This is a genomic window from Vibrio sp. D431a (assembly GCF_030248655.1).
GTDB classification, from domain to species: Bacteria; Pseudomonadota; Gammaproteobacteria; order Enterobacterales; family Vibrionaceae; genus Vibrio; species Vibrio alginolyticus.
Genome location: NZ_JAHGAP010000020.1, coordinates 17,909 through 39,430 on the forward strand (window position 1 = coordinate 17,909; position 21,522 = coordinate 39,430).

Consider the following 21,522-nt stretch of genomic DNA (forward strand, 5'->3'; position numbering starts at 1 on the left):
GGGGAAGTAAGATGTTTAAACCTAGTCTGATTGCTGTTTCTGTTATCACTACATTAGCAGGTTGCTCTGCGCTGCAAAGCTCTGAACAACAAGTTGTAAATTCGTTGGCTAATAATCTTGATATTCAATACCAAGTGTTGACTAACCACGGTGCAAACGAAGGTCTTGCTTGTCAGGACTTAGGGGCTGAGTGGGCGTCTTGTAACAAGGTAAACATGACGCTGGTTAACCAAGGTGAAGCGGTTGACTCAAAAGATTGGGCTATTTACTTCCATAGCATTCGTCTGATTCTGGATGTTGAAAACGAACAGTTTAAAATCTCTCGCGTAACGGGTGATCTACACAAACTAGAACCAACAGATAAGTTTGATGGTTTTGCTGCGGGTGAAGAGGTTGTGCTTCCTCTTGTTGCTGAATACTGGCAGCTATTTGAAACTGACTTCATGCCAGGCGCTTTCGTTGCTGCACCAAATGCAGAGCCTAAGATGATCGCTTCTCTTAACACAGAAGACGTTGCATCTTTCGTGACTGGCCTTGAGGGTAACAACCTAAAACGTACGCCAGATGACAACAACGTATTTGCGAGCGCTGTGTCTCGTTTCGAGAAGAACGAAGATCTAGCAAAACAAGACGTATCAACCACGTTACTACCAACGCCAATGTCTGTTGAAGCAGGTAAAGGTACGGTAGATATCGCGGCGGGTATTGCGCTGCCTAAAGACGCATTCGATGCGGCTCAATACGCAGCAATTCAAGGTCGTGCAGAAGTGGTAGGTGTGGATGTTCGTGGTGATCTTCCTGTAAGCATCACTGTTGTTCCTGCAGACTTCACCGGTGAATTGGCAAAATCTGGTGCTTACGAAATGAGCATCAAAGGCGACGGTATTGCGATTAAAGCGTTTGACCAAGCAGGTGCTTTCTACGCAGTACAATCTATCTTTGGCCTGGTAGATAGCCAAAATGCTGATTCTCTACCACAACTGTCTATTAAAGATGCGCCGCGTTTTGATTACCGTGGTGTGATGGTGGACGTGGCTCGTAACTTCCACTCTAAAGACGCAATTCTTGCAACGCTTGACCAAATGGCCGCGTACAAGATGAACAAACTACACCTTCACCTAACGGATGATGAAGGCTGGCGTTTAGAAATCCCGGGTCTGCCTGAGCTGACTGAAGTGGGTGCTAACCGTTGTTTCGATTTGGAAGAGAAAAGCTGTTTACTGCCTCAGCTTGGCTCAGGCGCAACGACAGACAACTTTGGCTCTGGCTTCTTCAGCAAAGCAGACTACGTGGACATCTTGAAGTACGCGAAAGCGCGTAACATCGAAGTGATTCCTGAAATCGATATGCCAGCGCACGCACGTGCAGCAGTGATATCAATGGAAGCACGTTACGACCGTCTGATGGAAGAAGGCAAAGAAGCCGAAGCGAACGAGTACCGCCTGATGGACCCTCAAGATACATCGAACGTAACGACGGTTCAGTTCTACAACAAGCAAAGCTTCATCAACCCATGTATGGAATCTTCAACTCGCTTTGTTGATAAAGTGATTTCAGAAGTAGCAGCAATGCACCAAGAAGCGGGCACGCCGCTAACAACATGGCACTTTGGTGGTGACGAAGCGAAGAACATCAAGCTAGGCGCTGGTCTGCAAGACATCAACGCAGAAGACAAAGTAAGCTGGAAGGGTAACATTGATTTGTCTAAGCAAGACAAGCCATTCGCACAGTCACCACAATGTCAGACGCTAATTGCAGACGGTACGGTAAGCGATTTTGCTCATCTACCAAGCCACTTTGCAGAAGAAGTGTCGAAGATGGTGGCAGAGAAAGGCATTCCAAACTTCCAAGCTTGGCAAGATGGCCTTAAGCACAGTGAAGGTGAGAAAGCGTTCGCAACAGAAAACACACGTGTTAACTTCTGGGACGTTCTTTACTGGGGTGGCACATCATCAGTGTACGAATGGTCTAAGAAAGGTTACGACGTTATCGTTTCTAACCCAGACTACGTATACATGGACATGCCGTACGAAGTTGACCCGAAAGAGCGTGGTTACTACTGGGCGACGCGTGCAACAGATACTCGTAAGATGTTTGGTTTTGCACCAGAGAACATGCCTCAGAACGCAGAAACCTCTGTAGACCGCGATGGTAACGGCTTCACTGGTAAAGGTGAAATCGAAGCGAAACCTTTCTATGGTCTATCAGCACAGCTGTGGTCTGAGACAGTACGTAACGACGAGCAATACGAGTACATGGTATTCCCTCGCGTACTAGCAGCCGCTGAGCGTGCATGGCACCGTGCTGATTGGGAAAACGACTACAAAGTGGGTGTTGAATACTCGCAAAACTCTAACCTAGTAGACAAAGCTGCGCTAAACCAAGACTACAACCGCTTTGCGAACGTACTTGGCCAACGTGAACTGGCTAAGCTAGAAAAATCAGGTATCGACTACCGCCTGCCTGTACCAGGTGCGAAAGTAGAAGATGGCAAGCTAGCAATGAACGTTCAGTTCCCAGGGGTGAAGCTTCAATACTCTCTAGACGGCAAGAACTGGCTAACTTACGCAGATAATGCTCGTCCAAATGTGAAAGGTGAAGTGTTTATCCGTTCTGTGTCAGCAACCGGTGAGAAAGCAAGTCGAGTGACCAGCGTGAAATAACTCAATTCTTGTAAGTTAATTTTTTGGCAAAGCCTCAACCTCATGTTGGGGCTTTCTTTATTTTTTGAGGAAATTAAGCGTGATCGATGTCTAATTATTTTTCATTGATAAATAAGTTTTTGGTTGTAATGGTCAAGGTTATTGTGAACTGGATCGACTTAATCTGCTAAATATCAATAAATTATCTGTTTACGATCACACTTCTATTTTTTGAATAATTTTATAAAAATACGATAAGTGCCTGTATTTCCCATGTTTTTATCAGGGTTGTTGAGCTTCGGTTTGAACAAGATCACTTTTTAAAATGTTTTATTTTTCATCGCGAATTAATTGAAACAATATTGCGAACGCCAAGGAGGCACATTCCAAAGTTTGCGATAAAAGGGAAGAGATGCCCTCTAAAACTATCGCATAACGTGAATAAATAAAGGCAGTAATTATGAAAAACATTTTTGCACTGAGTGCTCTTTCTCTCGCTTTCGCTTCTAGCGCTTTTGCTGGTTCTTCTTACGTAACAGGTAATGTTCAATTCCACGATGATGGTCGAATTCATGGTTCGGACGTTACGTCTACACTGGAAGCTGGTCATACTTTTGATAACCAATTCGGCGGCTTTACGGTTTACACCGAATTTGATGGTATTCAGTTGGGTAAACTGGAAACAGAAAACGGTGGCGCAGGTAACACAACACCAGCAATCACTGTGGGTGGTGAGCAGTCATTTAATATTACCGATCATTTATGGGTTGCCGCGGGTTACCAACACCTGTTCTCTGCTGGCGAGAATGTACAGTACCGTCCATTGGTTAAGATCGGTTACAACTTCGATAACGGCATCTCCTTAAGTAACCGTACTCGTGCGCACATTGATGCGACAGACGCAGATGCGGATACAGATTACCGCATGGACAACCGCATCGGTTACGTGATGAATGAGGATGTGACGCTAAGCTACAACAACGTCTACATGATTGAAGCGGAAACCATGGACCACGAGCTTCGTGCAACGTGGACTCGTAAAGGTGTTCAACCTTACTTTGAGTTCCGTAGTCAAGCACACGGTGCAGAAAACGCGAGTGGTGACAGCCTAGTGAATAACGCTTTTGTATTTGGTGCCTCTTACGGCTTCTAATTTTATATTTGTCTTAACTGTCCATTAAGAAAAAGCCCAGCGGTTTATCTCGCTGGGCTTTGTTTTTATTGGTCGTTGCCTTCGTGGTGGCTATATTCGAACACTTGGCCTTTTTCGTTAAAGGCGTAAACGGTGTAGCTGTCTTTTTTGTCGCCATATTCCATACCAGGGGAGCCCATTGGCATGCCCGGTACTGATAAGCCTTTTGCGTTACGTGGTGGATTTTTCAAAAACGCTTTAATGTCTTCGGCTGGAATGTGACCTTCAAACAGATAGCCGTTGATCTCTGCCGTGTGGCAAGAGTAAAGCTGTTCATTCTTGATGCCTAGATCGCGTTTGATGGCGTTCATGTCATCGTGCAATTTTTCTTCGACCGTAAAGCCGTTCTCTTCCATGTGTTTTGTCCATTCTCCACAACAGCCACAGTATGGCGATTTATGGTTAATGACATCGGCTGCCAATACGTTGGCGGACACGGTCGCAAGCATTGCAAAGGTCAATAGTTTCAACTTCATAATACCCTCAAAAAGAAGTGGTTATTTTACTGAAAACAGTCGTAGTCGATTTGCATTACTAACGACAGTAATTGAAGACAGTGCCATTGCCGCTCCTGCGACAACAGGACTGAGCAAAAATCCAAACGCTGGGTAAAGCACGCCAGCGGCAACTGGAATACCCAACGAGTTGTAAACAAAGGCACCAAATAGGTTTTGCTTCATGTTTTTAAGTGTAGCGCGAGAGAGTTCAATCGCATGTACTACCGCCATTGGTGACGTGTTCAGGATGGTCATTTGCGAACTTTCAATGGCGACATCACTGCCGCTACCCATGGCAATACCTAGGTTGGATAACGCGAGAGCAGGGGCGTCGTTAATGCCATCCCCCACCATTGCCACGACATGTCCTTGAGATTGAAGTTGCTCAATGTGCTGAGCTTTCTCATCTGGCATTACTTGGGCAATCACTTCATCAATACCAAGTTCTTGGCCGATAGCATTGGCAACGTGTTGGTTATCGCCCGTCAGCATTACCGTTTTGATGCCTTGCGATTTTAATGCAGAGAGCGCTTGCTTCGCATCTGATTTGATCGGGTCGGCAATGGCGATCAGACCGATCAGTTCGCCGTTCAATGCCACAGCTACCGGAGTCCACGCATTTTTTGCGCATTCATCGATGGCAGGTTTTAGTGCGCTGGTCTCGACGTTCTCTGCTTGCATAAATTGAAGCGAACCAATGAGCAGCGGTTTATCTTGATACGTCGCCAAAATGCCGCGTCCGCGAACGTTCTCAAACTTGTCTAATGAGACGTCTTTTGCGTCGTGTCGTTTGGCGTAATCACATACCGCTTTTGCCAGTGGGTGCTCAGACTGACGCTCTGCCGCATACGCTAAAGCCAATAGATCTTCTTGGCTGGTGGCGTGAGTAAACACTTGCTGAACGCTAGGTTTACCTTGGGTAAGTGTGCCAGTTTTGTCGAACACAACCGTGTCGACTTTGCTTGCCAATTGCAGGGCGTCGGCGTCTTTGATCAGAATGCCGAGCTCTGCGGCTTTACCCACTCCCACCGTGACAGAAAGTGGGGTTGCTAAGCCTAGGGCGCAAGGGCAGGCGATGATCAGGACGGTTGTGGTGACCACCAGCATATAACTCGCTTTTGGCTCTGGGCCAACGGCAAACCAAACGAGCGCGGCCAGTATTGCTATACCAACAACGACAGGGACAAACACCGATGAAATCTGGTCTGCCAGTTTCGCGATGGCTGGCTTACTGCTTTGCGCTGTGCGCACCATGCGGATGATACGAGCCAGCATGGTATTTGCGCCAATGCCCGTTGCCTCAATGACTAATCCACCATCGGTGTTTAATGTCCCGGCAGACACTTGAGCCTCTTGCGCTTTTAATACTGGTACTGGTTCACCAGTGAGCATCGACTCATCAATGTATGATTCACCTTGAATCACAACACCATCAACAGGCACTTTCTCGCCTGGTTTGATACGCAGTTTCATGCCTAACGTGATTTGCTCAACCGCGATTTGTTGGTCGCCTTGTTCCGTAATTACCGTAGCTTGCTGAGGTTGCAGGTTAATCAACGCTTGTAAGGAACGTGTTGTGTTTGCTTTGGCTTTTGCTTCTATATAGTGCCCAAGAGAAATTAAGCCGATGATCATTGCACTCGCTTCAAAGTACACGTGGCGTGAAGCAAGAGGGAACCAGTCTGGGAAAATCACCACAAGCATCGAATAGAACCACGCTGCGCCAGTACCGAGCGCGACTAACGTGTCCATGGTGGCGCGCTTGTGAGTAGCTGCTAACCAAGCGTTACTGAAGAAGTGTTTCCCTGCTGTGGCAAGAAGGAGTAAACATACGATACCGATCGCGCCCCAAGCTAATTGGTCGTTGGTGTTGCGAATCATCATATTGCCGCCAGCTACGCCCCAAATCATTAAAGGGGCACCGACGACAAGGCCAGCAATAGCATCCAGTTTAAAGCGTTTTTGTTGCTGACGTTGTTGCTGTGCTTGCTTTTCTTGCTGGGTTGCGGCGTCTTGTAGGATCTCTGCTTGGTAACCGGCTTGTTTTACCGATTCAACAATTGCGTTAAGGAGGTCATCAGAGTCTTGGCTTGCGAATACTAGTGCGCTTTGTTCTGCAAGGTTGACCTGTGCTTTCTCAACGCCTTCTACGTTAGTAAGTGCTTTCTCTACTGAAGATACGCAACTCGCACACGTCATGCCTTGAATCAGCATTTGCAATTGAATACTCGCTGGTGGCACCTGCGTATCTTTAATATTGCTTTGCTTTTCTACCGGCTCGGTCTCTGGTGAGCTTTCGTTCTCTACTTCAACAGAATCAAGGTTGGCGGTATAGCCGAGTGTTGCTATTAAGTCGATCACTTGTTGCTCGGAGAGGAGGGTACGAATCTCTAAGTGCGTTGTTGAAGCCTCAAAAGAAATAACGTCTTGATTAGATTCTAATAAAGATGAAAGTTTTTTGACGCAACCGCCACAGCTTAAGCCTGAAAGGTTTAGTTCGTAGTGATTTCCTGCTTGGTAACCAAGAGATTCAATCGACGAGACGAGCTCTTTAAGAGAAGACTCGGTTTTGACCTCTACTTGCGTCGGGGACAAATTGAGGATCTCCACATCGTGATTCGCATGTAAAGCATTCTCAACTTTTCTCGCACAGCCCATGCAGTTGAGCCCTGATAAAGGTATAACTAACTGATACATAATCTGCACCTCAATAGTAGTGATGCTATGAGCTTAAACCTTCCTGCAAGGGTAAGGTCAATACCCATTTGCTACTCACAACAATTTCGTCAAAATCTCTCGAATCCCACAAGTGCACGGTCATTTTACTTGCGAGTGATCTCAAGGTTTTTTCTCTTTGAATATAAAGTTCCGTTAAAACACCTAAAAGATGAATGAAGTCGCTCACGTTTTTTAGATGCTCTCAATGTCAGTTCAGTGTCAAAACGTACTTTTAACGTTTTTTATTTTTTATATTTGATGTTAACTAATTGTTTTTTATTGATTTATTTTATTTTTGATCTTCTCATTTTGAAGTCGCTCAGATTGCTGTAGGGAAAGTTTTTTAGTGCGAAAAAAGTTTGTCATATTTGCCCCGTCCAAACACTGTTTCAAGTTCCTGCCATGTCCTAGTTAGTGAATTTGAAAATGGAAAAAACTAAAAATATAGGGGTTTATAATGTCTTACCTAAAGAAAAGCCTACTTGCCACGGCAATTACCGGCATGATGTTCAGTGGTGTTGCATTTGCTGATGGTGCAAACAGTGACGCAGCAAAAGAGTTTCTAACCAAAGATTCATTTTCTTATGAAGTTTACGGGATCATCGCGATGCAGGCCGCGTACCGCGATTACGATTCTGGCAGCAAAGCAACGGACGATGACTTGGGTGGCATGCAGCTAAACAACGAATCTCGTATCGGTTTCCGTGGTAAGAAACAATTTGCTAACTTCGACCCTACTTTTATTTGGCAAATCGAAGGCGGTTATGTAGACCCTAGCTTTGGTGGCGAGGGCGCAGGTCTTGGTGAACGTGACACATTCGTCGGTTTTGAAAGTGCATCTTGGGGGCAAATTCGCCTGGGTCGCGTTTTGACACCTATGTACGAATTGGTTGACTGGCCAGCATCTAACCCTGGCCTGGGCGATGTATACGACTGGGGTGGTGCTATTGGTGGCGCCAAGTACCAAGACCGTCAATCAAACACTATCCGCTGGGACTCTCCAATGTTTGCTGACAAATTCTCCCTAGATATCGCAGCTGGTGCAGGTGATAAAGCAGGTCTAGGTGAAGGGGATGACTACTGGGGTGGTATCGCTGCACACTACAAAATTGGTCCTATCCAGTTAGATGCGGCATATGAAGGTAACCGTAATATCAAGATGGAAAGCCAAACGTGGGAAAACAACACGTACTTGGTAGGGGCACAAGGCTGGTTTGATAACGGAATCTCTTTCTTCGCGCAATACAAATACATGGAGGCGGACGCAAGCAATGGTGTGAGTGAAAAGCAAGATGCAATGTCTGCCGCTATCATGTACACCACGGGTGATTGGCAATACAAACTGGCTTACGCCGCTAACTTTGATCTAGAGCGTGATGGTAAGAAAATTAACGATACAGCGGATGATGTGTTATCAGCACAAGTTATGTATTTCGTAGACCCATCGGCAGTGCTGTACGTACGTGCTCGTACTCTAGACTTTGGCGACGGTGCGTCTCAATTAGATAAACCAACAGAAGCACGTTGGAAGTCTGCTGACTACGACGAGTTCTCTGTAGGTGTTGAATACTACTTCTAACTAAAGAAGCAGCTAAAAGGGCGGAAACGCCCTTTTTATCTTGATACTTATTCAAATAAGCCTTTGAAATGACTGGCCTGTAAATTTTAGAGGCTTATCTAAATTGGTATAAAGTGAGAAACCATGATGAAAAAAACAACGACACTTCTCGGACTTTGCGCAATGCTTTCGGCGCCAGCTTTTGCTGCTCAACTCACTCTGCAATCTGAATTAGTTCCTCGCGTTCTCAACGGCGAGTTCGTCTACCCTGAGTGGATATCCAAGAACAACAGCATCGAGTTAAAGGATGGGGAAAACCAATTGGCGGTAACGGTTGGACAAATCGTATTTGAAGATGGAAAGCGCCGTAAATTCGATTCGCAGCCGCTGGTATTAGAGTTTGATGCAGAAAAAGACACCGAGCTTTCTCTGACTTATCAAACATTCCGTACTATTGAAGAGGCGAGAGCCTTCGAACTCGATCCTAAAGTGGTATTGAAAGACAAAAACGGAAAAGAAGTGGCATTCTCTATGGTTCAACTTCGTAAAGGTGGTTTGCAAGGTTTTCGTGATTATGAACGAGAAGTTGCCGACTATAATAACGCAATGAATAAAGAATCGACTAAGGCAAGCATTGCGTCTTCTCCAGCGGAAACCAAAACAATCAAAGCATCGTTTAATGAATTGAGCCGTGAAGAGCAGCAAGAATTTATGCAATGGGCAATGCGTAACCTGAAGTAATTTTGTCTTGTGCTTTAACAGTAAATAGTAGGGCTGTGCCTTTTTGGTTCTGCCCTGTTTTTATTTCTGTTGTCAAACCGATTGTAGAATTGACTTACGGTGGTAAAATGTCGCCACTTTTATCCTTGACATTACAACGAGAGATCTCTCGTTGCTCATTACCCCTAAGGAACTCAAATGACGGTTAAAACTCGTTTTGCTCCTAGCCCAACTGGCTATCTACACGTTGGTGGTGCGCGTACTGCACTTTACTCTTGGCTATACGCTAAAAACCAAGGTGGTGAATTCGTTCTACGTATCGAAGATACAGACCTTGAGCGTAACTCTCAGGAAGCGGTTGATGCAATTCTTGAAGGCATGGAATGGCTAGGCTTGGAGTGGGATGAAGGTCCTTACTACCAAACTCAACGTTTTGACCGTTACAACGAAATGGTTGATAAGCTTCTTGCTGAAGACAAAGCTTACAAATGTTACGCGTCTAAAGAGCTGCTAGATGAAATCCGTGCAGAGCAAGAAGCAAATAAAGAAATGCCTCGCTACGATGCTAACCATCCAAAAATCAAAGCAGCAAACGAAGCGGCAAAAGATGGCGATCCATGTGTTATCCGTTTCCGTAACCCGAAAGAAGGCAGCGTAGTATTTGATGATCAAATCCGTGGTCGCATTGAAATCCGCAACGATCAAATGGATGACCTAATCATTCGTCGTACAGACGGTTCACCTACTTACAACTTCTGTGTAGTAGTGGATGACTGGGACATGGGTATCACTCACGTTGTTCGTGGCGAAGACCACATCAACAACACGCCTCGTCAAATCAACATCTACGAAGCACTAGGTGCGCCAGTACCTACATTTGCACACTGTGCAATGATCCTGGGTGATGACGGCGCGAAACTGTCTAAACGTCACGGCGCTGTATCAGTCATGCAATACCGCGATATGGGCTACCTGCCTGCGGCACTAAACAACTACCTAGTGCGCCTTGGTTGGTCTCATGGGGACCAAGAAATCTTCTCTCAAGAAGAGATGATCAATCTATTTAGCCTAAACGCAGTATCTAAGTCAGCGTCTGCTTTTAACACTGACAAACTGCAATGGTTGAACAACCACTACATCAAGAACTCAGATCCTGCGTACGTTGCTGAGCATCTACAATGGCATCTAGATCAACAAAAACTAGACGTAACGAATGGTCCTGCTATCACTGACGTGATCAAGCTAGTGGGTGAGCGTTGCAACACACTAGTTGAGCTAGCTGAGCAAATCCGTTACTTCTATGAAGATTTCTCTGAGTTTGAAGCGGGCGCAGCGAAGAAACACCTACGTGGCGTGGCTAAAGAGCCTCTAGAACTTGCATTAGCGAAAGTGGAAGCACTAACTGAGTGGACGACAGCGAACATCAAAGATGGCGTTATCGCAGCAGTATGTGAAGAGTTGGAAATCGGCATGGGCAAAATCGGTATGCCATTACGTGTTGCTGTAACAGGAGGCGGTCAGTCTCCTTCTGTCGATGCAGTAATGGAGCTGGTTGGAAAAGAGCGTTGTATTGCTCGCATTAAGATGGCGCTTGAGTTCATTGCTGAGCGTGAAGCAAACGCATAATTGCTTTGAACTGAACGTTCTTTTGAATAAATAGTCACAAAGCCGCGGTGAGCAACCGCGGCTTTTTTGTATCTTCAATTTAGATAACGAGAAACTTTCTCTCATATTGGTGAATGAAGAGATGGTTTCACCTGTAATTTACCTCAATATGGATAAGATTTTTTAATCCAAATATCGTTGGCATGAATAAAAAACGAGCGATTATATATCAAATATCTGATTGATTTTTATCCATGTTCCTTAAAGTTCCATTTTGTTTGTCTCATTTTTAAGAAAAACCTTTGCTTTAGCTATGTTGTTTCAAAAAATAAAGCAAACGTTTGCGTCGTGATTGCGTGGGGATTTTTTTGCTTAAGATCACATGTTGTCGAGATTTTTGATGACAATAAATTGACAGAATTGGGATTTTTCTCGCGATTTCTTAGCGTTATAGTTCATCCCGTCAGCGATACCGAGATGGCGATATGTATCACTGAACAGGAAATATACGTAAGTTGCTTCCATAAAAAAAATGCATGTGCATAAAAAGAAGCTGACTAAGTATCTCACTCAAGGAATGAATAAAAAGAATTGAAATACAACGTCAGTCAGACGGCGCATTTCGGCATCTAACAAAAGAACTTCTTTAGAGGAATCAATAATGAAAAAATTAGCAGCGGTAATTTCAGCGTCTCTACTTATGGCTTCAGCAGCACAAGCAGAAGTATACGTTGGTGGTAAGATGGGTAAGTCATGGATGGAAGACGCGTGTGTAGCGGGCCAGGCTTGTGACAAAGACGATTCTACTCTTGGCGCTTTTGTTGGTTACGAAATGAATAAATACTTCGCAGTAGAAGCGGGTTTCGACAACATCGGTGATTTTAACCAAACTTCTTTCGGTGGCCACGTAGAAGCGATCACTCTTGCTCCTAAATTTAGCCTACCAATCACTGAAGACATCGCACTTTACGGTAAAGTGGGTGGCGCTTACGTAATGTTTGATGGCAAAGATGATTACTCTTACCTAGGCGCGGCTGGTCTTGAATTCAACCTAAGCCAAAACGTAACAGCTCGTGCGGAATACCAAACACTAACTGACATCAGCAACGATGTAACTCGTGCGACAGGTAACACTGCAACACTAGGTGTTTCTTTCAAATTCGGCGGCAACGATGAGCCAGTAATCGTAGAAGAGCCAGTTGTTGTTGAAGAAGTGGTTGTAGAAGAAGTGGTAGAAGAGCCAGTTGTAGTTACGAAAACATTCGAAACTCAAACAATTGGTACAGGTAGCTTCGATCTAAACAGCACAACTCTAAAACCAGAGAGCGCTGCAAAACTTGATAACCTAGTTGCTTTCCTAAACGAGCACCCACAAGCGAACGTTGAAGTTGTAGGTTACACAGATACGTCTGGTCCAGCAGCTTACAACCTAAAAGTTTCTGAAAAACGTGCTGAGTCTGTTGCTAACGCACTCGTTGAAAAAGGTATTGATTCATCACGTATCCAAGCTCGTGGCGAAGGTGAAAACAACCCAATCGCTTCAAACGACACTCGTGAAGGTCGTCAACAAAACCGTCGCGTAGAAGTCGTTGTTCCAGAATTTGAATACCAAGTTCAGCAATAAGCTCCTATTCGACCGTAGTATAGAAGACTGAAGCTGAAAGCCCCAAAGAGTTCGCTCTTTGGGGCTTTTTATTTCTCTTCAAAAAAACTGACTGAAATGTTCAAAGTGGCCAGGTATTACTTAAGATCAATGCTGTTTAAACGCCCCATAAATGTCAGGATCTCCAAGTTATCTTTATGTGCTTCTAACAACGCTTTTTTGGTTTGCATGTAGGCGGCAAGTTTGCCGTACTTACTAATAGAGCGAACCACCGTTTTATATTTATACTCGCCGTCATCATTGAACTCTCGCCACTTGGCGATGTAACACGTATCTCGGTTGTCAGGGTTTTCAAGAGTAGGGTTAGGCTTGTGAACGATTTTAGGCTCAACGCTATGTGGAAGCCTAGTCATTAGGTAAGGGTCTTTCAAAAGACGTCGCCAGAATTTGCCCCACATTTGCCGGCCTAACTCGTTTCTCAGCTTAATGGCTTTTTGTAAGCCTTTCTTTTCTCCAATACGAACAAATCCTACCGAGCGGTGTAGTACCGTATCCTCGGGGGTATGGATATGTATCTTAAAGGCTGTCTTGCCTTTAGAAATAAAGCGGTGTCCAGTGTTAGTTATTAAATTGCTCTTAGACATAGTGCTAACTAATAATTTTATTAATAGCTAAAAGGGTAAGCAAAACTCATAGATAATTAAAGTAATAAAATACAAAACTGTAAATAGGGCTTGTTGAAATGATTTCAAGGGGAAGAAGTCAGATCAGTAGAAGGGTTTATCCCGTAACCGAAACACCCGATCCGATCATATTGATTACTGGGAAGATTATCTAACACGGTGTACTAGGGGGAGCAGTGCGAGGCTTGAAATTGAAGATACAAAAAAGCCTTAGCTCAAGTGGGAGCTAAGGCTATGATATGGCGCCCCCAGTAGGATTCGAACCTACGACCTGTCCCTTAGGAGGGGACTGCGCTATCCAGCTGTGCCATGGGGGCGTAATACCAATAGTTGCAGTTCATTGCACTGTTTTACTGAGTTCAAATCTAGCAATCTACCAGATCTGTATCAGCATCACGTTGAACGATTCGCTACGGTCATTGGTATAATCAAATAAGATGCGCTGCCTATGATATTCAAAAGTGAGCATATCTCAAGACTTAATGTTTGCTTTTATAGGATCTTGTTCATTACGTCGCCAATTTGAACGCTAGATGCTAAATTTGGCTGATCAATCGTCAGTTCCGCTTCGTGTTCGTATATGCGTGATACCGTTAATGTAATTTCGCTTTGCGAGACTTTGTTTCTTGGCAATCCATTTTGGTCGATAAACGACGCGGTGTGCCAAAGCTGCAATTTGTCTCCCTCTTTTACGCCGTGCATACGGCCGAGATCCATCGTTACGGTATTACCGAAGACTGCCACAACCTCTGGCAGTGTAATTTTGCAAGATAGCTCCGACTCCAGATCCAACATAATATTGCGACTAACGCGAAGCATCATCTCGCCATAGGTCGATGCCCAAAAACGTGCACTACGAGTGTCCACTTGACTCGTCTTAGCAAATGGCCAACGCGCGACCTCACGGTAGGCTTTGTTGAAGATTTCATGGCCAGTTTTACCATCAAATACTTTCATTTCTAACGCAAACTGACGATTGATGATGTCATCTTGCAATAGTTGAGATTCGACCGTTGCAGTGAGATCGGTGATGACCCCTCCAATGATGTATTGTGCGCCATTGTCTTGCGCGATCATTTGAGTGCGAGCAGGATAGTTGCTGCTTATTGAGTAGTCCGTTGTACCAACAGACACAAAGCTGCGTGAGGTTTGATCAAGTTGACGGTTCACTACGTGGCTAAAATCGTCACCAACTTGATAAATTTGTCCCATCACTGCTTGTTGTGGTGATGCGACCTCAATATTGCCGACCAGCATTGTCTTTTTGTATTGATCGGTGTGGCAACCCGTTGCCGATGGATAAATATCAACGCGGATTTTTACCTCGACTTTACCGCGACGTTTGCGTTCAGATTCGACCAAAATGTAACGGACTTCATGATTGGTAAACTGGTATTCGTTGCGGCTTTCTTCTAACAGCGGCATCAAGTTGCTAATACTGCCAATATCTGCGCCCGAAAAATTGACGGCTTTGAACAGCGCGTCTTCCAACGCATGGAGCCTTGCCGTCTCTTCTGAAGAAACGATGGTGGCAACGCCTGTGACTTCATACCAAGATGCCATTACCTTAAAAGGCACAAGCATCACTAAAGTGATTGAAAACAGACTGTTTAATATTTTTTTCATTGGTTACAACCGTTCGGGTATAAATATTGCTTTAACAAATTCAGTGAAGTTTGGTGGGTTTTTCTTCGTTAGGCAAACAAAGAAAAGCAAAGACTGTTCCAATATTCACTTTCTTGGAAAGGAATTAATAAAGAACGGTATCACCTAAGATTATCTGGAGAATCAAACCATGAAAAAGTGGCTTGTCGCCGCATCGATGATGACGCTTCTGACATCGTGCGCGTACTCACCGATTTACAATGGTAAAGAACCGTACTCGGGAAGCCAGTTCATGCTGATGGATAGTCCGCGTCATACGATGGACTTTTTCATTGAGAGCATGACAGAAGACCTGATGGTTTCTAATGTGGCAGTATCAGCGCGGACACCGATTGCGATTACCTCGTTTGTTGATCTACAAAATATGGATGCAACAAACTGGTTAGGTAACTCGGTCTCTGAAGGTTTTATCCATCAGTTTCAGCGCCGAGGGTTTAAAGTGGTTGATTTCAAAACTACGGGCTCTATTCAAGTGACGCAGCAGGGCGATTTTGCTTTAAGTCGTGATTGGCAAGATTTAGCTCAAGAGCAGCAAATTCAGTATGTACTGACCGGAACAATGCTGCGCCAAGAGGGCGGAGTGCTTGTCAATGCACGCGTGGTTGGCATGCAAAGCCGTGTAGTTGTAGCGACAGCGCAAGGTTTCCTTCCGGCTGACCGTATTGGGCGTGACTTAGATACGTTAAATAGCATCCGCACACAAGATGGTGTGTTGATTCGTTCTGACCCTACTATTCGTCAGCCGTACACTGTGATTCTCCGTCCATAGGATAGAAGCATGAAGAAGTTATTATTTATTGTTGCCACACTGATATTGGTTGGGTGTCAGCCATTACAACAGATGCGTCAAGATGAAATCTTAGTGGCGGTGGGTTATGCCAGCGTCAGTGAGCAAACAGGCCGCACAGTTGAAGAAAAGCGTGTACGAGCAATGCGCGCATCAAAAATTGATGCTTATCGTGAGCTAGCAGAGCAAGTTTATGGCATGCGTGTTAGTGGACGTGCAGAGCTGCAAGACCAGCGTTTGGGTATTGAAAGCACCACTGGTGCCGTCGATGGTGTAATTCGTGGTGCAGAAGTTGTGCGTAGTTATCTTGTTGAAGACAGTTATGTGACTGAGCTGCGCCTGGATATCCGTAAGATGGATAAGCTACGTGATTATGGAGAAGTTCAGCAGGTGCCTGAGAAGCGTCAGCAAACCTTGTTTTAAACCATTTCACTAGACAGATAATCTTTTTGAGCGGCTGATTGGTAACAATGAGTCGCTTTTTTATATCTACGTGAGCGCGGGAATTGAGGGTAAGAGTGACGTTTAAGCTTTTATATTGGTGCCAAGCGTCGAGATGGTGTGGGTTTTTCCGCCCGCATTGTAGGTCATGCCAACTTTGCCATGAGTTCGCTGAAGCATGTTGTTGAGTTTATTGAAGCTCAGCTGTGCGCGACTAAGCGATTCGCCATTTACTTGGTTAACTTGTTGACAGTCGAGGACGATCGATTGGATCTGAGCAACAACCTGACTTAGGTGCTCATCTTCAGTAAGTTGATTGACGTGCGGGTGAGAGGCGATTCGCTGATCAGTTGTTCTGAGCTGATCAATGAGCGTCATCTTCTGTTTGGCAATGTTCTCAATCTCGGTAGAGACACGCGCCGTGATTGCTTGTGTTTCTTGGCGTAAAACAGCGGAAAGTGCCTTAGCATTTTCTAGCTGGAAATTAACGAGATCGACTAATGCTGCCATAAAACACTTACCTTCGGCCTAAGCCAGTTAGCTTTTGCCTTGCAATTCGTTTTCAAACTTAATCATGTTGTCAGCCAATTTTTCAGGATCGACTTTGTATGAACCGTTTGTGATAGCTTCTTTGATTGCTGCAACTTTGGCGCTGTCATATGCCGGAGAAGCTGCCATATCCTTCTGGAGTTTACTGACGGCTTTACTTTGCTGGCTGAGTGATACTGCGTCTTGTTGCGCTGGCGCCTTTTTTGATTCTGTCGTGCTGGTAGCATTGGAATCGTTACGTGTAGGAGCACGACTTGTTGTCGTCATCATTTGCCCTGAACGTATATTATCTATACCTGCCATGTTTAACCTTTGCCTTGTATCGTAATACTGGTATCCAGACTATCGACCAGCGCAAAAATAACTTTAGTCATTTTTTGCATTTTTATTGATCAGTTTAAACACGCTACCAGTGGGTATTAAAAATTAACAGTGATTTCCGCAATGTCAGTCACTATGCCTTCTATTATACGTTGTGACTTATCATTTTTCACTCTTACTTGATCGCCAGCTGAACCATCCTGCAATGCTGTGCCTTGCGTTGTGATCGTCATGCCAGAATTCACCGCTTTGATAATGACCTTTTCATTTCGGCATACCACACAAACATCATTTCTCTCTACGACATCGCCTAAACGAACATTACGCTTTAGCTTTGCCCCAACCACTTGATCGTAGCTAGAAAATCCATCTTTACGAAAGCGCTGTAGCTCGATCATGGAAGTGGTAACATCCGATGCGCTGACGATTTCTCCTCTCCCTAATGTTCGTGTCGCGACGATCATTGGTACTGATACCGAGATCCTCACAGGGACATAGACTTTCCAGTCATCCGGTTGGCATTCCACTAACACATTGATGTTACTTCTCGTGCTGCTGGTGGAAGAGGCAGATGTATCTAATGGAACAGGGCAATCCGTTGCTTTTATTCTCGAGTCGATCTCTGCCGCATTAACAGATAGCTCGCCACCATCAGGCTGATCAACCGTAGCAAGAATATGTTGTTCTGCTGCTGTTTTTATTTGCTCGATCTGATTATCTGAAGCTGAATGAACAAAAAAGCTAAACATACTGAGCAAAATGCCGATAGACTTAGCGTACTTTGTAATTAGCGCTCTACATATTGTCATAGTCAATGGTGTCGAAGTGAAAGTGAAATACGCCATACTGTCTCCCTGGTATCGTGCTTGCCAGTGGTAGAGTATCATTTAAAAACAAAAAGTTTGAGATGGAGATGAGCATATGACGGGGATTCTTGACTCGGTGAATCAGCGTACGCAACTCGTCGGTCAGAACCGATTGGAATTATTGACCTTTCGACTGATGGGCCGACAGCGCTACGGCATTAACGTATTCAAAGTGAAAGAAGTACTACAGTGCCCTAAGCTGACTTCAATGCCAAATCTACACCCTCTGGTTAAAGGTATCGCTCATATCCGCGGCCATACCGTGTCCGTTATTGATTTGAGCCTGGCAATTGGTGGCCGCCCAACCACTGATTTAGATAAATGTTTTGTTGTTATTGCAGAATTTAACCGTACGATCCAAGCATTTTTGGTATCATCGGTTGAGCGTATTATCAATATGCATTGGGAAGCGATTTTGCCACCGCCAGACGGTGCAGGTAAAGCGCACTACTTGACTGCCGTGACAAACATTGACAATGAGCTGGTTGAAATCCTTGACGTTGAAAAAATCCTGGCAGAAATTGCGCCAGTTGATGAAACGATGGATTCCGCTATTGGCGAAGAAATCGCACAAGCAGAACAAGAAAAGCCTATTGTACGCCGCATACTGATTGCTGATGACTCGACGGTCGCGCGTAAACAGGTAGAGCGTGCGATTACATCCATCGGTTTTGAGGTCGTATCTGTCAAAGACGGCAAAGAAGCGTACAATAAGTTGATTGAAATGGCTCAAGAAGGCAATATCTACGATCAAATTTCGTTGGTTATTTCCGATATTGAAATGCCAGAAATGGACGGCTATACCTTAACGGCTGAAATTCGCAGACATGCCGATTTGAAAGACCTTTATGTTATCCTCCATTCTTCATTAAGTGGTGTATTCAACCAAGCTATGGTTGAGCGTGTAGGTGCCAACACCTTCATTGCGAAATTTAACCCAGATGAGTTGGGTAACGCGGTTAAATCTGCATTAACACAATAAAAGAGACATTAATGACTGCTATTACAATCAGTGATCAAGAGTATCGTGACTTTAGCCGTTTTCTAGAATCGCAATGTGGCATCGTGTTAGGTGATAGCAAGCAATACCTCGTGCGTAGCCGACTGAGTCCTTTAGTGACGAAGTTTAAGCTCGCATCGTTATCAGATTTGCTACGTGATGTTGTTACAGGGCGTAATCGAGAATTACGAGTCGCCGCTGTGGATGCGATGACGACTAACGAAACCTTGTGGTTTCGAGATACTTATCCGTTCACGGTTTTAGCTGACAAATTATTGCCAGAAGTAGCGGCAAGCAAGCGCCCAATTAAGATCTGGTCTGCTGCCAGTTCATCGGGCCAAGAACCGTATTCTATTGCAATGACGATCCTGGAAACGCAACAGCGCAAGCCGGGCTTGTTACCAAACGTGTCCATTACAGCCACAGATATTTCGGCAAGTATGCTCGAGATGTGTCGTGCAGGGGTGTACGACAACTTGGCTTTGGGTCGCGGGCTTTCACCAGAACGTCGTCGCACCTTCTTTGAAAATGCGGACGGTGGTCGCATGAAAGTCAAAGATAACGTCAAGCGTTTGGTGAACTTTCGTCCACAAAACTTGATGGACAGTTACGCACTGATGGGTAAGTTCGACATCATTTTCTGTCGTAACGTATTGATTTACTTTTCTCCAGAAATGAAATCTAAAGTGCTTAACCAAATGGCGAGCAGTTTAAACCCTGGTGGCTACTTGCTGTTAGGGGCATCAGAGTCGCTAACTGGTCTGACTGATAAATTTGAAATGGTGCGCTGTAATCCGGGCATCATTTACAAGCTTAAATAGCGGTATCTCTTCATTGATAGAAAAGCCTGACTTCGTGTCAGGCTTTTTTGTTTGTTACCTTTCTGCGCCGAGCGTTTCATGTATCACTCAATTAGTTGAAGCGCGTTTTTGCCTTGTGCCCTCAACACGGTGTATCTTTATTAAGTGAACAAAGTGATACGACATGACATTCCAGTTACTTTGGCTCACTTATTGCTATTTCAATTCACGGTAACCACTAGGTTGGTGTAATGCTTTAGGTTTTGGCATGCTAATTGCTTTTTGGTTATCAATCACGGTCAGTTCTTAATTGTAGAGGCAAACATGGCTATATCTTTTGACAATGCACTAGGGATCCACCAGCACACGGTGGGCGTACGTGAGCGCAATGCAGAGGTGATTTCCACCAATATCGCACAAGCAAACACGCCTGGTTACAAAGCAAGAGGTTTAGACTTTGCGAAGGAATTGCAAGCGGCAACATCTGGGGCAAGCATTGGTCTTAGTCGCACAGATGGTCGGCATATTCCTGCCACTACAACGTTGGTTGGGGACAAGTTATATCGTCTTCCTACGCAACCAGATACGGGAGATGGCAACACGGTAGACTTGGATTTAGAGCGTAACTTGTTTATGCAAAACCAAATCAGACACCAAGCATCACTCGACTTTCTAGGCAGCAAATTCAAGAACTTAACCAAAGCAATCAAAGGGGAATAATTTAGATGAGCTTATTTAACGTTTTCAATGTGACAGGTTCCGCAATGAGCGCTGAATCCGTTCGTCTGAATACTACCTCAAGCAACTTGGCGAACGCCGACAGTGTCAGCAGCTCTGCGAAAGACACTTACAAAGCGCGTCATGCAGTGTTTGGTGCAGAGTTAAGTAACGCCATGCGTGGCGGTGATACGGTGCCAGTGAAAGTGATGGGTATTGTAGAAAGTGATAAACCGCTGAATGCGGAGTACAACCCAGACCATCCCCTAGCAAACGAAGAAGGCTACATCTACAAGCCTAACGTCAATGTAATGGAAGAAATGGCAAACATGATTTCAGCTTCTCGTGCATACCAAACTAATGTACAGGTCGCTGATTCTAGTAAACAAATGCTGCTGCGTACGCTGCAGATGGGTCAATAAGGATAAGGGGGTAGCGTATGGCCGGAATTAACAACGTTGGTCAAAGCGGCTTGTCCTATATCGACCAGCTTAAAAGTCTACAAGAGAGTAACAAGAAAGCGGAAGAGAGCACGGGTAAGCAGGATCTAAAACAGGAAGACTTCTTATCATTGCTCACGAAGCAACTGTCTCAGCAAGACCCTTTTAAGCCGGTAAGTAATGACCAGATGATTGCGCAAATGGCTTCATTTGCGACCGTTGATGGCATTGGCAAGATGAACACTCAGTTTGAGAGTTTGAATTCGTCAATGACATCAAATCAAGCGTTACAAGCTTCCTCTTTGGTAGGGCGTGACGTATTGGTCCCAGGAGCAGCAGGTGTGAAGCAGGACGACGCACCAATGGCGGCAATGGTTAAGCTTTCACAATCTATCGATAATCTGTTTGTTCGTGTAGAGGATGAAGCTGGCCAACTGGTTCGTACCTTTGAGGTAGGGGCGAAACCAGCCGGCGACACGCGTGTGCTTTGGGACGGTAAAGATGAAAGCGGAAATCCACTGCCAGCTGGCAAATACAAAGTGAAAGCGTCTGGCTTAGTTGAAGGGGAGTCGCAAGAGTTCCCAGTATCGACGTATGCCAACGTAAACAGCGTATTGCTTGGCAAAGGTGACGGAAACGTATTACTCAATCTGGCTGGTTTTGAATCGCCAGTTCGACTTGCAGAAGTATTGGAAGTCGGCAAAGCGTAGTCATAGCT

General features: G+C 44.9%; 20 protein-coding genes and 1 tRNA gene. 13 read left to right on the forward strand and 8 right to left on the reverse strand.

Annotated elements, in window-relative coordinates:
* Positions 1-11 precede the first annotated feature (11 nt).
* Positions 12-2,663 (forward strand): beta-N-acetylhexosaminidase, encoded by a 2,652-nt coding sequence (locus KJB35_RS17605; RefSeq protein ID WP_054575473.1) that lies wholly within the window; start codon positions 12-14, stop codon positions 2,661-2,663.
* A gap of 439 nt (positions 2,664-3,102) precedes the next feature.
* On the forward strand, positions 3,103-3,795 hold the full coding sequence (locus KJB35_RS17610) for an oligogalacturonate-specific porin KdgM family protein (RefSeq protein WP_005382004.1): 693 nt from the start codon (positions 3,103-3,105) through the stop codon (positions 3,793-3,795).
* A 65-nt stretch (positions 3,796-3,860) separates the two neighbouring features.
* Here KJB35_RS17610 and KJB35_RS17615 read toward each other — a convergent pair whose 3' ends face one another.
* Together KJB35_RS17615 and KJB35_RS17620 are read right to left on the reverse strand one after the other, a co-directional pair.
* Positions 3,861-4,310, reverse strand: a complete 450-nt coding sequence (locus KJB35_RS17615) for a DUF411 domain-containing protein (RefSeq protein ID WP_005382005.1) — start codon at positions 4,308-4,310, stop codon at positions 3,861-3,863.
* Positions 4,311-4,331: 21 nt separating this feature from the next.
* Entirely contained in the window at positions 4,332-7,028 is a 2,697-nt protein-coding gene (locus KJB35_RS17620) for a copper-translocating P-type ATPase (RefSeq protein ID WP_017819979.1), read from the reverse strand.
* A 478-nt stretch (positions 7,029-7,506) separates the two neighbouring features.
* Between KJB35_RS17620 and chiP the strand changes: the two genes are divergently transcribed.
* The 4 genes from chiP (at position 7,507) to KJB35_RS17640 (ending at position 12,556) form a co-directional block, all read left to right on the forward strand.
* Positions 7,507-8,628 carry a chitoporin gene (chiP, locus tag KJB35_RS17625; protein WP_017819978.1) on the forward strand — a complete coding sequence of 374 codons (1,122 nt, stop codon included), beginning with the start codon at positions 7,507-7,509 and terminating at the stop codon, positions 8,626-8,628.
* A 123-nt stretch (positions 8,629-8,751) separates the two neighbouring features.
* Positions 8,752-9,348, forward strand: coding sequence for a DUF2057 domain-containing protein (locus tag KJB35_RS17630; protein WP_005382008.1), 597 nt, complete (start codon positions 8,752-8,754; stop codon positions 9,346-9,348).
* Between the two features lie 177 nt (positions 9,349-9,525).
* Complete coding sequence (gltX, locus tag KJB35_RS17635; protein ID WP_005384075.1) at positions 9,526-10,953, forward strand: glutamate--tRNA ligase; 1,428 nt, start codon at positions 9,526-9,528, stop codon at positions 10,951-10,953.
* Positions 10,954-11,593: 640 nt separating this feature from the next.
* Positions 11,594-12,556: an OmpA family protein gene (locus KJB35_RS17640; RefSeq protein ID WP_005382010.1), complete on the forward strand. Its 963-nt coding sequence runs from the start codon at positions 11,594-11,596 to the stop codon at positions 12,554-12,556.
* 116 nt (positions 12,557-12,672) lie between these two features.
* Here the strand turns inward: KJB35_RS17640 and KJB35_RS17645 are convergent, their stop codons facing one another.
* From KJB35_RS17645 to KJB35_RS17655, 3 genes are all read right to left on the reverse strand, one after another.
* Positions 12,673-13,179, reverse strand: coding sequence for a hypothetical protein (locus KJB35_RS17645; protein ID WP_005382011.1), 507 nt, complete (start codon positions 13,177-13,179; stop codon positions 12,673-12,675).
* A 279-nt stretch (positions 13,180-13,458) separates the two neighbouring features.
* Positions 13,459-13,535: transfer RNA gene (locus KJB35_RS17650), tRNA-Arg, on the reverse strand.
* A gap of 175 nt (positions 13,536-13,710) precedes the next feature.
* Positions 13,711-14,844 carry a flagellar assembly protein FlgT gene (locus KJB35_RS17655; RefSeq protein ID WP_005382012.1) on the reverse strand — a complete coding sequence of 378 codons (1,134 nt, stop codon included), beginning with the start codon at positions 14,842-14,844 and terminating at the stop codon, positions 13,711-13,713.
* A gap of 169 nt (positions 14,845-15,013) precedes the next feature.
* Between KJB35_RS17655 and KJB35_RS17660 the strand changes: the two genes are divergently transcribed.
* Positions 15,014-15,652, forward strand: coding sequence for a FlgO family outer membrane protein (locus tag KJB35_RS17660; RefSeq protein WP_005382013.1), 639 nt, complete (start codon positions 15,014-15,016; stop codon positions 15,650-15,652).
* 9 nt (positions 15,653-15,661) lie between these two features.
* Positions 15,662-16,093, forward strand: coding sequence for a flagellar assembly lipoprotein FlgP (gene flgP, locus KJB35_RS17665; protein WP_005382014.1), 432 nt, complete (start codon positions 15,662-15,664; stop codon positions 16,091-16,093).
* Between the two features lie 102 nt (positions 16,094-16,195).
* Here the strand turns inward: flgP and KJB35_RS17670 are convergent, their stop codons facing one another.
* The 3 genes from KJB35_RS17670 to flgA all read right to left on the reverse strand — a co-directional run bounded on the left by KJB35_RS17670 (position 16,196) and on the right by flgA (position 17,826).
* The gene (locus KJB35_RS17670) at positions 16,196-16,621 is read right to left on the reverse strand and encodes a flagella synthesis protein FlgN (protein WP_005382015.1); all 426 of its coding nucleotides are present in this window, start codon (positions 16,619-16,621) and stop codon (positions 16,196-16,198) included.
* A 27-nt stretch (positions 16,622-16,648) separates the two neighbouring features.
* Positions 16,649-16,963, reverse strand: coding sequence for a flagellar biosynthesis anti-sigma factor FlgM (flgM, locus tag KJB35_RS17675; protein WP_017819976.1), 315 nt, complete (start codon positions 16,961-16,963; stop codon positions 16,649-16,651).
* Between the two features lie 116 nt (positions 16,964-17,079).
* A complete protein-coding gene (gene flgA, locus KJB35_RS17680; RefSeq protein WP_005382020.1) occupies positions 17,080-17,826 on the reverse strand; it encodes a flagellar basal body P-ring formation chaperone FlgA in 747 nt (248 codons plus the stop codon).
* Positions 17,827-17,902: 76 nt separating this feature from the next.
* Here flgA and KJB35_RS17685 point away from each other — a divergent pair, with 76 nt between their 5' ends.
* The 5 genes from KJB35_RS17685 to flgD all read left to right on the forward strand — a co-directional run bounded on the left by KJB35_RS17685 (position 17,903) and on the right by flgD (position 21,514).
* Positions 17,903-18,829: a chemotaxis protein CheV gene (locus tag KJB35_RS17685; protein WP_005382022.1), complete on the forward strand. Its 927-nt coding sequence runs from the start codon at positions 17,903-17,905 to the stop codon at positions 18,827-18,829.
* 11 nt (positions 18,830-18,840) lie between these two features.
* A complete protein-coding gene (locus tag KJB35_RS17690; RefSeq protein ID WP_005382024.1) occupies positions 18,841-19,668 on the forward strand; it encodes a protein-glutamate O-methyltransferase CheR in 828 nt (275 codons plus the stop codon).
* A gap of 303 nt (positions 19,669-19,971) precedes the next feature.
* The gene (flgB, locus tag KJB35_RS17695; RefSeq protein ID WP_005382026.1) at positions 19,972-20,367 is read left to right on the forward strand and encodes a flagellar basal body rod protein FlgB; all 396 of its coding nucleotides are present in this window, start codon (positions 19,972-19,974) and stop codon (positions 20,365-20,367) included.
* A 5-nt stretch (positions 20,368-20,372) separates the two neighbouring features.
* A complete protein-coding gene (gene flgC, locus KJB35_RS17700; RefSeq protein WP_005382028.1) occupies positions 20,373-20,786 on the forward strand; it encodes a flagellar basal body rod protein FlgC in 414 nt (137 codons plus the stop codon).
* Between the two features lie 17 nt (positions 20,787-20,803).
* The gene (gene flgD / locus KJB35_RS17705; protein ID WP_005382029.1) at positions 20,804-21,514 is read left to right on the forward strand and encodes a flagellar hook assembly protein FlgD; all 711 of its coding nucleotides are present in this window, start codon (positions 20,804-20,806) and stop codon (positions 21,512-21,514) included.
* Positions 21,515-21,522: the final 8 nt, after the last annotated feature.